Origin of the sequence: Lyngbya confervoides BDU141951 (assembly GCF_000817775.3) — a bacterium.
Taxonomy (GTDB): Bacteria; Cyanobacteriota; Cyanobacteriia; order Thermosynechococcales; family Thermosynechococcaceae; genus Lyngbya; species Lyngbya confervoides.
On record NZ_JTHE03000121.1, the window covers coordinates 68,214 to 80,680 of the forward strand.

Consider the following 12,467-nt stretch of genomic DNA (forward strand, 5'->3'; position numbering starts at 1 on the left):
GCGCAGTTTCCCAGCGCGAAACCCCTTAAGATTTCAGAATTTTGAATGAGGAAATAAATTCCTTTGCAGCATCGGAAAAGGCCTCCTTATCTTCCCCCACAATCAGCACTTCAAACAGGCGATCGCCCCGGAGACAAAAAACCCCTTCCATACGAGCATCTTTGCCCTGAAGCTGACCTGCTGTGTCAAACCTCCGACAAGGAACCCCATCGACCGTCGTTTCTTGCTGATTAATGGGGCTCCCACTGAAGTTTTGCTGGGCAGCGCCCTCAATTGAACTTTTTAGGATCTCCTGGACATCAATGGCGTTGGAATTAATCAGTCCCTCAGGATAGTCTACAAAACCCGTGAAATAAGCCGTATCTCGCTGATCCACACTGGCAATCTGCAAAGGAACCGATCCCCCCGTGGGCAACGGAATCGGGCGACTTTCTTCCTTAGGGGTTCCCGGCATCGCAATGGAAAAGCTTCCAGCCTGGGAGGTGTAGGTTTTCCAGCCCCGGGGGAGCTGGCTACTCTCCGTTCCCGGGACACCGCTCTGATTGCCTGAACCTTCGGGTTCGCTCTCAGGAGCAACACTGTTGCAGGCGGGGAGGGTCAGAAGGCTGACTAGTCCCAACAGGACCAGGGATGGAGTGAATGTTTTTGTCATGCGCAATAGGATTAATGCGGGATTATATGGTTTGTCTTCAAAACGATTTCCGCCAACTGACCTAAAACAGAAAGGAGGTTCACTGATGTAGTGAACCTCCTTTCGAGAACTAGGTTAACAAGTTAACAGCTAATTTCAGGGTTAGAACGAGAAGGTTGCTCGGAGCGCACCCTGAATCACTGTACTGTCAACACCTGGACCCAGCAATGCTGAGGTGTCAATGTTATACGGATTCAAGATGACCATCACCGAAGGCGTGAGGGAGATATTGTCGTTGATCGGAATTCGGTAGAACCCTTCAAAGTTCCACTGAGATTCGTAGGGGAGGAAGTTGGCAACGCCAGTGAATACCTGAGGCTGACCCGCCGCAACGGCTAACAAGGACCCAGGAACAATCAGATCGTTGACACCAACCCCTGCCATCCAGGTCAGAATATTGTTATCAGCAATACCCGCCGGCAGCAGGTCGACCTTGCCTAGCTCATCAAAGGGATCTGCAGTGGCAAGGTTTGCCACATCCCGTTTGGGATCGATAGAGTAACCAAATCGACCGAATACACCAAATTTACCTAGCGTCAACTCTGCATTCGCACCGACAACGTTGGAGTGAACGTTATAGGTACTGGCACGAGTATATTGGGCACGAATTGCGAAGCTGTTTTGATCGCTGGAACCAAAGGTATCAGCATACTCAAGTTCAGCAGTGGCTTGATTGGCATCTCCAATAAAACCACCCTTACAACTTGCACCACCAAAGGCAAAGTTAAAGTTGTTGTCGCAGTTCCCCGCTACTGCATTCGTAGGATTGGCTGCCACATAGGTCGCCCGTAAGGAGAACGGTCCGCCATTAGGATTCCAATCAAAGGCCGCACCGGCACCTCCCGGAAAATCAACTGCGTTCTGAATGATGAGCGGGTTGTTGATAAAGAAGCCAGAGCCAAAATCCTGAGCGGAGTTGTTGGCGTAGCTGTTAAAGTCAACAAAATCACTCGGAAATAGACGAGAACCAAAGGTTAGGGTTAAATCGTCGTTAAATGGCTTGAAGCTATAGGCTAAACGGCGCAGAACAACCGTGTTGGGGACACCAGAATAATCCAAGGCGCCCAGGTCAGCTAACCCAGTCGGAGCATCGCCTTGTCCAAGAAGCAAAGGAAAAGTACTGGAATTACTAAACCCTAAACCTTCAGTTAAGTAATCTCGTCCGTTACTCCCTACTTCCAGTTGGGTCTGCAAAAGATCGCTACCGCTGAAACTGGTGTTAAAGCTTAGGCGAACTCGAGAAAGAACACTGGGACGCGCCTCAGCTGGGAAGGGAAAAACAGCGCCGAGAGCACCGGGAACTGCATTCGGGTCAAAGTTTGCAAGAGCACCCGCACCAGGGGCCGGATTTATCCCGTTCAAAACGCCCAGGATATTTCGGGCATCTTGTCCTTCCTTGGTATTGTTAGCAGGGTTCAATAGTGCAGCAGCTGCCGCAGGAGTAATGCCTAGAATCTGGGCTACACCCGCTGCATTGTTGGGGGGAATTCTCCCTGTAATTTCACCGTTGGCCAAATTGCCATCCGACAATTGGGCAGCCCGCTGCCGAATGAGAACAGAACCAGGGCTGTTAACATCTCGGAAGTCGAGATCACTATCTAAAAAATCACCATACTGTCCAGCGATAACCGCTTCGCCTTGGAGTTTGGTGGTAGTTGAAAACTGCTGGGCTTCCAGAGTCGCAGTTCGTGCTTCCAATCCATCGACCCGACCCCGCAGGGTTGCTAGTTCCGCTGCAAACTCTTCCTGCAGGGCGCGCAGAGCTTCCAGATCTTCCTTGGTCGCAAACTGATCGCTAATATTGTCTAAACAAGCGTTGACCAGCGCGGCCATTTCATAACGAGTGGCGGCGCGGTTCCCACGGAAGGTGCCATCGGGATAACCGGCGACGCAACCATAACGCTCTACCAGAGACTGAACCGCTTGAAAGGCCCAATCTGTTGGCTGCACATCGGAAAGCTGAGAAACAGAGGTAACCTGCCCGAGGGATTCATCCTGGGCATTACTCATTAATTCGTTTACGGAAGTCACTTGCTCTGCCGAAGCAGGGGATAGCGTCGACGCCAAGCCCAGCAAGCTCAAACTTCCTGCTAATAGGAAAGTCTTTTTCATTTTTTTACTCCTCACTCACATTCAGTAGCTGATGACTGAAACTAAAATTAAGTAACCGACTGAACTCGAGAGGTTCAAGGGCATCCACTTAATCTAGGAACAACATAAATTATCTCAATCGTAGAAAATTACGCCTGGATAATCTGATTCCTAACTTTGTAGAATACTGCATTTTTCTAAGCCTGACAATCGGCTGTGGCAGTTTACGAAATGCCCCACAACTGGGTCTATTTGCCTTGGATCAGCTCAACCTTGTACCCGTCTGGATCTTCGACGAAGGCAATTACGGTGCTGCCATGCTTCATGGGACCGGGTTCGCGAGTCACTTTGCCCCCTCGCGCTTGGATGTCCTGGCAAGTTTTGTAAATATCGTCTACCCCCAGGGCAATGTGGCCGTAGGCATTGCCGAGGTCGTATTCGCTCACACCCCAGTTATAGGTCAGCTCAATTACCGTGTGGTGGGACTCTTCCCCATAGCCTACGAAGGCAAGGGTGAATTCCCCGCCCGGATAATCCTTGCGGCGCAGCAGCTTCATGCCCAGAACATCGCAGTAAAAAGCGAGGGAGCGCTCTAGATCTCCGACTCGTAGCATGGTATGCAGAATTCTCATGGGGTTTCTAGGAACATTGTGTCAGGTCAGTTCCATTGTGTCCCAATCCCCCCTAGGATAGGGGTTGGCTCTAACAGATCTTTCCTGGCTAAGCGAGAATCTTGCGATCCTGAGTTCTGTCTGACGGTCAAATCCGAGATTCCGCTGACTCAACACACTGCTCATTTCTTTTTCTACTCTTTAACTGCCGTTATTGGAACAATCAAGCTATGCAGGAAACCGCGATCGCTGCAATTGACGCTCGTGAAATTTTAGATTCTCGGGGACGCCCCACCGTTGAGGCTGAGGTCATTTTAGACTGTGGTGCAGTGGGCCTTGCCCAAGTCCCGAGCGGAGCCTCTACCGGCAGCTTTGAGGCTCATGAGCTGCGGGATGATGAGGCGGGTCGATATGGTGGCAAGGGAGTTCTCCAAGCTGTCGATCACGTGCGGAAAGAGATTCAGGCAGAGCTGGTGGGGATTGATGCCCTGGACCAGGCTGAGGTGGATCAAGCCATGATTGAGCTTGACGGAACGGACAATAAGTCCAAACTCGGAGCAAACGCTATTTTGGCGGTCTCCTTAGCCAATGCCAAGGCAGCGGCTGAAGCCGTCGGGCTACCGCTGTATCGGTATTTAGGGGGACCCCTGGCTAATTTGTTGCCGGTGCCGCTGATGAACGTCATCAACGGGGGCGCCCATGCCGACAACAACGTGGATATTCAAGAGTTCATGATTGTGCCCCACGGAGCAGCCTCTTTCCGCGAGGCCCTGCGCTGGGGAGCGGAGGTTTTTGCGGCCCTAGCTAGCGTGTTGAAGGCGGAGGGGCTCCTGACGGGGGTGGGGGACGAAGGCGGGTTTGCGCCTAATTTGAAATCCAATCAAGCGGCCCTTGATCTCCTGATTGCGGCCATTGAAAAGGCTGGCTATCAGCCTGGGGATCAGGTGTCGTTGGCTCTGGATGTGGCAGCTTCGGAGTTTTACCAGGCAGGGCAATATACCTACGATGGGCAAGCCCACAGTCCGGAGGAATTAATTGCCTATCTTGAGTCCTTGGTGGGAGACTATCCCATTGTTTCCATTGAAGATCCTCTCCATGAGGAGGATTGGTCGGCCTGGAAGCAGATGACGGCGCAGCTGGGCGATCGCGTGCAGCTGGTGGGCGATGATTTATTTGTCACCAATCCGGTTCGCCTTCATAAGGGAATTGCGGAGCGAGCAGGAAACTCGATTTTAATTAAGCTCAATCAAATTGGATCTCTAACCGAAACCCTGCAAACCATAGATTTAGGAATGCGGAATCAGTTTAGCGCCATTATCAGCCACCGGTCTGGAGAAACAGAGGATACCACCATCGCCGACCTAGCGGTGGCCACCCGATCTGGGCAGATCAAAACAGGGTCGCTGTGTCGCAGTGAACGCGTTGCGAAATATAACCAGCTTTTGCGAATTGAGGATGAGCTGGGAACCGCGGCCATTTATGCGGGGGCGGCTGGCCTAGGGCCAAGGATTCGATAGCGAGCTTTTTGTTTCAATGGGACTTCAACCCGTTCTGACGGACTATCCCTGGGATCAGTCCTTTTCAGAAATTATTGATGTGCGATCGCCCTCAGAGTTTGCTGAGGATCACATTCCTGAAGCCCTGAATTTACCTGTGCTCAATGACCACCAGCGGGCGGAGGTGGGCAAGGTATACAAGCAGATTTCCCCCTTTGCAGCTCGTAAGCTCGGCGCGGCTCTGGTGTCTCAAAATATTGCGGTTCATCTTCAGCAGCATTTTGGCACCAAGCCAAAGACCTATCGGCCCTTGATCTATTGCTGGCGAGGCGGGCAGCGATCGCAGAGTCTGGCGCTGGTCCTCACCCAGGTGGGTTGGCGCACAGCACTGCTGCGGGGCGGCTATAAATCCTACCGACATTTTGTGCGGGAAAGTTTGAATCAATTGCCCGATCAGTTTAGCTTCAACGTACTTTGGGGACTGACAGGAACGGCAAAAACTGGGATTTTGCAGCGAATGCAGCAAAAGGGATCCGCGGTCTTGGATCTGGAGCATTTGGCCTGTCATCGGGGATCGCTGCTGGGCAGCCTGGACGAGATGCCCCAGCCCAGTCAAAAAGGCTTTGAATCCAGGTTGGTGGAGGTCTTGAGATCGTTTCCGGCAGGCCAGACCCTGTGGATAGAAGCGGAAAGCAGCAAAATTGGTCAGGTGTTTATACCGGGTCCCCTCTGGAAACGGCTTAAACACAGCCCTTGCGTGGCAGTCGATGCGCCAATACAGGGTCGGGTTGCCTATCTTTGCGAGAACTACCCCCGTTTCGCCCAGGATTTAGCGGGCCTACGGCCCAAACTACAGCAATTGAAGGCCCGCTATGGCAAGATTCAGATTGAGCGGTGGAATCAGCTCATTGCTGCGCAAAAGGTTCCAGAAATTGTGCAGTCCTTGCTCGAGGTTCACTACGATCCGGCCTACCGGCGGTCCATGGGTCAGCAGTACCTCGATCCGATCTTGACCTTGGTTTTGCCAGACCTCAAGGCGAAAACCCTAGAGCAAACGGCACAGACACTAATCTCGCTAGATCTGAGGTCCACCGCCCAGGGCTCTAGGGTAACGTTATAGGCTCTGCAATGCGTCTATTCCCCAGGAGGCCGCGCTGTTCTTCCAGCAGGTTGATCCCCTCGGCGGGGCCAGCAGCCCCATCATCTCCAACGCGTTTCCACAGCGCCAGACCGCCGCCTTTCCCCCGCGCCGCCATACCGCGATCGCCAACCCAGAAATAGGTAAAAAAGGCCTGATCCTTGAGTTTCTTCGACCAGAACTCTCGCTCTGCGGCTTCTCCGCCGCGAATTGACCGGGAAAAGATCAATTTCTCCCCCAAGCCGCAGGACAACCGGGTGAAGTCAAAGGCCATCCGATTTTGTGGAGCCAGATATTGCCAAGGTCCGGTGAGCTTAAGTTGCAATGCTCTCCAGCGCACCGAGTTTTCAATTTCCCCGCGCAAATCGGGCAGAGGATCGGATTGACGATAGGTTAACTGCAGGGTGATCCAGTGGGGAATCTTCCGTCCCTGCACCTTGACCCGACGATGGGCCGGACCTTGCCGACCTACCAGCAAAAGCTGCCAGGTCCCGAGAATCACCTCAGCCGGAATTGGGGATCGATCCCGGCGCTGTTTTTTTTCCAGCTGAACCAGCGCCTGCACCACCTCCTGGGGAGAGTGACCCTGGGCAGAGTCCAGATAGGCAATCACTGTGTCTTGGGGATCTAACAACATCCGTCCTCCTTGGGGAGCCATTGTTTTGCAGCCCCGCCTTGGGTCGCAAAACAATGGATATATGACGGGACCGACGCCCTACTTATTGGGTTGAGGCGTCATGCGCAGGTAGGGCTTAATTTCAGTGACGCCTTTTGGAAATTTTTGGCGGGCTTCCTCGGTGGGAATGGTCGGCGCAACGACCACATCTTCTCCCTCCTGCCAGTTGACGGGGGTTGCAACCTGATAATGATCGGTGAGCTGGAGCGAATCGATAACCCGCAGAATTTCAGAAAAATTGCGTCCTGTACTGGGGGGATAGGTAATGACAGTTCTGAGCTTCCGCTCAGCATCAATGATAAAGACCGATCGCACCGTCACCTTCGGATTGGCGTTGGGATGGATCATGTCGTAGAGATCGGAGACCTTTTTGTCCGCATCGGCCAAAATTGGATAGTTAACGCTGGTGTTTTGGGTTTCGTTGATATCCCCAATCCAGCCGTTGTGGGAATCCACATCGTCAACGCTGAGCGCAATAACCTTGACGTTGCGCTTCTCAAACTCTGGCTTTAGGCGCGAGACTTCGCCGAGTTCTGTGGTACAAACCGGCGTGTAGTCGGCAGGATGGGAAAAAAGAACGACCCAACTCTCTCCGGCCCATTCGTAAAAATCAATGGGACCTGCGGTGGAATCCTGAGTAAAGTTGGGAACTGTATCCCCCAATCTCAAAGTCATACCTGTACTCCTAATGTGTGGGTTGTATTGTGTGTCGCCCCAAAAAATGGCAGCGCATCGCCAGGTTCGATCATGGCATAAAACCCGGTTCTCCGGTGGGAATTAAGATCTTTGTTAACGTTGGGTTACAGTCTGCTCTGCCTCGGGAAACAGCAGACGGGTCAGCGCCTGACCCGCAGTGTTTAAATCATCATTGAGAATGATGTGGTCAAACTCAGAGGCAGCGGCAATCTCAGTTTCGGCTCGCTTGAGGCGACGGGCGATCGCTTGGGGATCATCTTGTCCCCGATTGCGAATTCGCGCCTCCAGTTCAGCGATAGAAGGCGGCGCAATGAAGATTTGCTGGGCCTGCGGTGCGGTCCGACGCACCTGGCGAGCGCCTTCGAGTTCAATTTCTAAGATGACGGTCTTGCCTTGCTGAACTTGATCGAGAACAGGGTCTTTGGGGGTGCCGTAATAATGCCCGGCAAATTCTGCCCATTCCAAAAAGTCGCCCTGGGCAACCTTTTGCTGGAACTGGCCAGGCGTTAAAAAATAATAATGCTGTCCCTCAATTTCGTTGGGTCTTGGGGATCGCGTGGTGGCTGAAATCGAAAAATACAGTTCGGGGTGGGCCTGGAAAATCGCCTTGAGCAAAGTGCCCTTGCCGACACCGCTAGGGCCTGTGATCACAAAGATTCGGCCCGAAGGCTGGGTAAGCACGTGCTGTTACCGACGAAAACATTGAACAACAATATTGAAAACAATATAGGGAAACATATCACCCGATGCGATGTCATGGACTGCTGCGGGAACCATCCATCTTTGAACTGACAGCCCATGACAAAAATAGACGGTTGATTGATCCGTGATTTAACCCGGTGATTTGACCTCAGGACGAGTTCTCTCCCAAATGAAAGAGCCATCGCATCGTCCTGTCGGTCTTAGAACACTAAGGACTGATGAGGGTTAGTCCACATTATCCTTACTAACCACAAAACGGTTTGCGACTGTCTCGGGCTGGATCGCGGAAAGGACCACATGCCCGGAATCTGTAATGATAACAGCGCGCGTGCGACGACCGTAGGTGGCATCCACCAGTTGTCCTCGTTCTCGAGCCTCCGTGATGATCCGTTTGATGGGAGCAGATTCTGGGCTGACAATTGAGATGACTCGATTGCCAGAGACAATATTCCCAAAACCAATGTTGATGAGTTGAATATCCATAGATGCGCCTTGAAAAAAATACAATGGAAAACGAGCCTGAATTCGTGTTTAAGCGAAATTTTTAGCCGTATTTCCCAGTTATCCTCCTGCATAGACACCTAAATACCTGATTCGGCTTCGAAAAGCATCGCGGTAAAATGCGAGGGCTTAGCGAAGCTGCCTCGAGTGATGAGGCAATGAAAAAGTAAGATGCCATATTCCCATGTTATCGGTTGAAATCCTACATTATCAACTCTTCTCGATTTTTTTTAGGAACTTGAATTGTGCAAGGAGTTGATTACACCACTTTAGTGGCATCTTGCCATGAATTAAGCCAGCGGTGGATCCCGTCACGGGTCGAGCAATTTTATCAGCGCGATCGCTACACCCTATGCATGGCAATCCGTACAGCCCACAAGCGCGGCTGGATGGAGATCAGCTGGCACCCTCAAGCAGCTCGGATCGCCCTGGGATCGCCTCCACCGAAGCATCCAGACACCTTTACCTTTAGTGATCAGCTACGGCATCAGATCAACGGTCTGGCGCTTGTGGATCTGACCTTCAAGCGTCCTTGGGAGCGTGTGGTGGAGTTGAAATTTGCCCAACGGCCCCAGGATCCGATTCAGGGGAGTTTGATGGTTGAGGTGATGAACAAGTACAGTAACGTGGTGCTTTTGAATGCTGACCAGGTGATTGTGGCCGCGGCCCATCAGGTAAGCGCCCAGCAGTCGCGCCAACGCCCAGTGCAGACGGGGCAGCCCTATGAGATGCCCCCGCGTCAGTTTGCTGCTCAGCCCAATGTAAATGAGTCCTACGATCATTGGCGATCGCAAGTTCAGCTGATCCCCCAGCCGTTGATCCGGGCGCTCATACAAACCTATCAGGGCGTCGGTTCACGCTTGGCAAATCGTCTGATCCGTGCTGCGGGACTGCAGGGGACGCAATCGGTGGATCAGCTGGCACCTCAAGACTGGCAACGGTTGTTTGATCAATGGCAGCACTGGCTTCGCTGCCTAGCCCAGGCCTCCTTTACCCCCGCCCTCTGTGCTGACGGCTATACGGTTCTGGGACTGGAGGCAGATCAGCCAATGCCGAGTGTATCCGAGATGTTGCAGCAGTACTATGGCGAGGCTTTGGCGGTTCAGGCCTTTGAGCGCCTTCGCCATCAGCTCGTGCAGGCAGTTGGGGTGCGGTTAAAAAAGCTCGGCCAAAAGGCGGACCAGTTTCAGCGCCAGCTCATGGCGGAGGCCGAAGCGGATCAGATCAGGGACCAGGCGGATCTGCTGATGGCCTATCTGCATCGCTGGCAACCGGGAATGGCTACGATTGTGCTCCAGGATTTTGTTACCGGAAAAGATCGAACCATTTCCCTAGATCCAGAGCTCAATGCCGTGCAAAACGCCCAGAAACTCTACAAAAAGCACCAAAAACTCAAGCGATCTCGCGATTATATCCAGCCCTTGCTCCACGAAGTTCAGCGCGAGATGGCCTATCTTGATCAAGTCGATGCCACAATTGCCAGCCTGGAGACCTACGAAACGGATCTGGATCTAGAGGCGCTGCAAGAGATTCGCGAGGAACTGGTTCAGGAGGGCTATCTGTCATTGCCAGGCGATCGCCGTCGATCCAGCACCGCTCAAACTCACTACCGATCCCTCAAAACGCCCAGCGGATTTACGGTATTGGTGGGGCGCAACAACCAACAAAATGATCATTTAACCTTCAAAACAGCAGGATCCTACGATCTTTGGTTTCACGCTCAGGAAATCTCCGGGTCTCATGTTTTATTGCGTTTGGATGCTGGGGTAGCTGTGCAGGAGGATGATTTACAATTTTGCGCCAATGTTGCAGCTTACTTTAGTCGGGCTCGTCAAAGCGACCAGGTGCCTGTGGTGTACACGCAGCCCAAGTACGTCTTCAAGCCCAAGGGGGCCAAACCTGGGATGGCCATTTATCAGCAGGAGCAGGTTTTATGGGGAACCCCCCAGGCAATAGGTGACCTGGTGTCTTCCGAAAGTGCCAAACAAGGGCATGAAACTTGAAAAGCGCCTGTTCAAACAGGCGCTGGGGGGGACTTCAGCCTCAGGGCGAAGGTTTTCTAAGGGTTTTAGAGGTGTGGCATCAACATTAGCTGTCCTTACTCTTGAAATCAGCCAGCCATGCGCGAATTTGCTCACTGGCAATATCGATTCCGCCAAACCCGAAGGCGACAGCTAAGGCCACCGCCACTGCACCAACGAGAAGTCCAAAGGCAAGATTGACAATGCTTGGCGCAATGCCCATCTGTTGAAGCGCCATCGCGGCTACCAGGACAATAATGGCAATTCTGGCCGCCTGACCCACCAACCGCGCTTGCGCGCCACCGGAGCTAGACAGGATTGTAAAGGCCAGATTGGCCAGGTAAAGCCCAATGCCAAAGATGACAGTTCCCACCAGCACCTGTGCCAGGATTTGCAGCAACTCGGTGACGATGGTGGTTAAAGGCGCAAACCCTAAGGCATCTGTGGCCGGAACCAGGGACAAAATGAGCAGACCCACCAGAGAAATAATGCCAACCATTTCCGAGGGGGTTTTACGCGGCACGGTCGGTTCGCCAGTGGGCGCCACCTGAAGAACGGTGGATCTCGGATCCACGGTCGGGGGTGTGGTGGGTTCTTCTCGCGCGGGGCTAGCCGCCTGGAGACCCAGCCACTCAAAGATGTTGTTAAAGCCCACGCTGGTGAGGATGTTGGTCACCAGGTCACAGACAAACTTCCCAATGATGTAGGCGAAGGCCAGAATGAGGACGGCAGCCAGGATCCGCGGCCCCGCAGCAAAAATCTGGTTCAGCATATTGGAGGCTGGACCGGATACCGCATCGAGCTGGAGGGAGTTGAGGACGGCGATCGCCACGGGGACCAAGATGGCCACAAAGGCGAAGGTTCCCAGGAGCCAGGATAAACCGCGACCGCCCGTGGCTCGACCAACGCCAAAGCGTTCACCAAACTGATCGGCACCCACGGCGCTGAGCAGATTAGTCACCACTGTTCGCACAATTTTGGCTAAAAACCAGCCAATAACCCCATAAATTACTGCCCCAAGAATATTGGGAAGAGTCGCCAGGATTTCGTTCAGCAGAACCTGAATGGGTTCCAAGGGGCCACTGAGACTAAGGGCCCCCAAAATTGCAGGCAGAAATAATAGAAAAATAAACCAGTACACGGCGTTACCCACCGTGTCGCTGATGGCAAGGGGCGCTGAACTGCCGCTAGGAGAGGTTGAACTATTGACCCGCTCATCAATGGCAAAGGCCTTTAAGCCGCGAACCACTAGCATCTTGGCAATCGTGGCCAGCACCCAAGCCAGGCCGAGGAGCAGCAGCGCGCCGCCAATTTTCGGTAAATAATTAAAGATCTGCTTCAGCAGCTCGTTCAGGGGTTCAGAAACGCCTGAAAGCTGGAGGGCTTGCAGAAATCCCACCAGCACAAACAGCATTAATATCCAGAAAACAGCAGTTTCAACCCACTGTTCAATGTTGGAAACAACTGTAGGGTTGTTGTCACCAGTGACCCATCGGGCAAGCTTTTGATCGACTTCTGTTCTGGCCAAGATATTCCGAACAGTTTTCGCGACCACGAAGGCGACGATCAGGCCGATGACCAAAATCGCAACTGCGGAAATTATGTTGAGAACATTAGACCCTAAGCTTGTGCCGAATTGGTTGGAGACAGATTCGACAAGACTATTCATGAGACTTTCTTAACTCAATGTAGACAGCTTCGGATATGGTCCCCCAAAATTTGAGGTTCAAAGCACACAATGCATCCTCACCGTAAACCCAAAAACTTAGATCTCAATTTCTCTTAATAAAAGATTAGAAATCCGGTTTTCTGTGACAATTTTGCCTAAACTTTGAGCCTTTTGA

The 12,467-nt window shown here is 52.5% G+C and carries 11 protein-coding genes; 3 read left to right on the plus strand and 8 right to left on the minus strand.

Annotated features, from left to right (window positions below; genetic code table 11):
• Window positions 1-25: 25 nt before the first annotated feature.
• The 3 genes from QQ91_RS21370 to gloA all read right to left on the minus strand — a co-directional run bounded on the left by QQ91_RS21370 (window position 26) and on the right by gloA (window position 3,414).
• Window positions 26-652 carry a hypothetical protein gene (locus QQ91_RS21370; RefSeq protein ID WP_166278348.1) on the minus strand — a complete coding sequence of 209 codons (627 nt, stop codon included), beginning with the start codon at window positions 650-652 and terminating at the stop codon, window positions 26-28.
• A 141-nt stretch (window positions 653-793) separates the two neighbouring features.
• Window positions 794-2,803, minus strand: a complete 2,010-nt coding sequence (locus QQ91_RS21375) for an iron uptake porin (RefSeq protein WP_166278350.1) — start codon at window positions 2,801-2,803, stop codon at window positions 794-796.
• A 227-nt stretch (window positions 2,804-3,030) separates the two neighbouring features.
• Window positions 3,031-3,414 (minus strand): lactoylglutathione lyase, encoded by a 384-nt coding sequence (gloA, locus tag QQ91_RS21380; protein WP_166278353.1) that lies wholly within the window; start codon window positions 3,412-3,414, stop codon window positions 3,031-3,033.
• 209 nt (window positions 3,415-3,623) lie between these two features.
• Between gloA and eno the strand changes: the two genes are divergently transcribed.
• The gene (eno, locus tag QQ91_RS21385; protein WP_166278355.1) at window positions 3,624-4,910 is read left to right on the plus strand and encodes a phosphopyruvate hydratase; all 1,287 of its coding nucleotides are present in this window, start codon (window positions 3,624-3,626) and stop codon (window positions 4,908-4,910) included.
• Window positions 4,911-4,926: 16 nt separating this feature from the next.
• Window positions 4,927-6,009, plus strand: a complete 1,083-nt coding sequence (gene mnmH, locus QQ91_RS21390; protein ID WP_166278358.1) for a tRNA 2-selenouridine(34) synthase MnmH — start codon at window positions 4,927-4,929, stop codon at window positions 6,007-6,009.
• Here mnmH and QQ91_RS21395 read toward each other — a convergent pair.
• From QQ91_RS21395 to remA, 4 genes are all read right to left on the minus strand, one after another.
• Window positions 5,993-6,664, minus strand: a complete 672-nt coding sequence (locus QQ91_RS21395) for a hypothetical protein (protein ID WP_166278361.1) — start codon at window positions 6,662-6,664, stop codon at window positions 5,993-5,995. The genes mnmH and QQ91_RS21395 overlap by 17 nt on opposite strands.
• 78 nt (window positions 6,665-6,742) lie before the next feature.
• Complete coding sequence (locus tag QQ91_RS21400; protein WP_166278364.1) at window positions 6,743-7,378, minus strand: peroxiredoxin; 636 nt, start codon at window positions 7,376-7,378, stop codon at window positions 6,743-6,745.
• A gap of 114 nt (window positions 7,379-7,492) precedes the next feature.
• The gene (gmk, locus tag QQ91_RS21405; RefSeq protein ID WP_166278367.1) at window positions 7,493-8,080 is read right to left on the minus strand and encodes a guanylate kinase; all 588 of its coding nucleotides are present in this window, start codon (window positions 8,078-8,080) and stop codon (window positions 7,493-7,495) included.
• A gap of 246 nt (window positions 8,081-8,326) precedes the next feature.
• The gene (gene remA, locus QQ91_RS21410; protein ID WP_166278370.1) at window positions 8,327-8,584 is read right to left on the minus strand and encodes an extracellular matrix/biofilm regulator RemA; all 258 of its coding nucleotides are present in this window, start codon (window positions 8,582-8,584) and stop codon (window positions 8,327-8,329) included.
• Window positions 8,585-8,847: 263 nt separating this feature from the next.
• On the opposite strand from remA, the gene QQ91_RS21415 reads away from it, so the two are divergent.
• Window positions 8,848-10,605, plus strand: coding sequence for an Rqc2 family fibronectin-binding protein (locus tag QQ91_RS21415; protein WP_166278373.1), 1,758 nt, complete (start codon window positions 8,848-8,850; stop codon window positions 10,603-10,605).
• Between the two features lie 85 nt (window positions 10,606-10,690).
• Here QQ91_RS21415 and QQ91_RS21420 read toward each other — a convergent pair whose 3' ends face one another.
• Window positions 10,691-12,292 carry a mechanosensitive ion channel gene (locus QQ91_RS21420; RefSeq protein WP_166278376.1) on the minus strand — a complete coding sequence of 534 codons (1,602 nt, stop codon included), beginning with the start codon at window positions 12,290-12,292 and terminating at the stop codon, window positions 10,691-10,693.
• Between the last annotated feature and the right edge of the window lie 175 nt (window positions 12,293-12,467).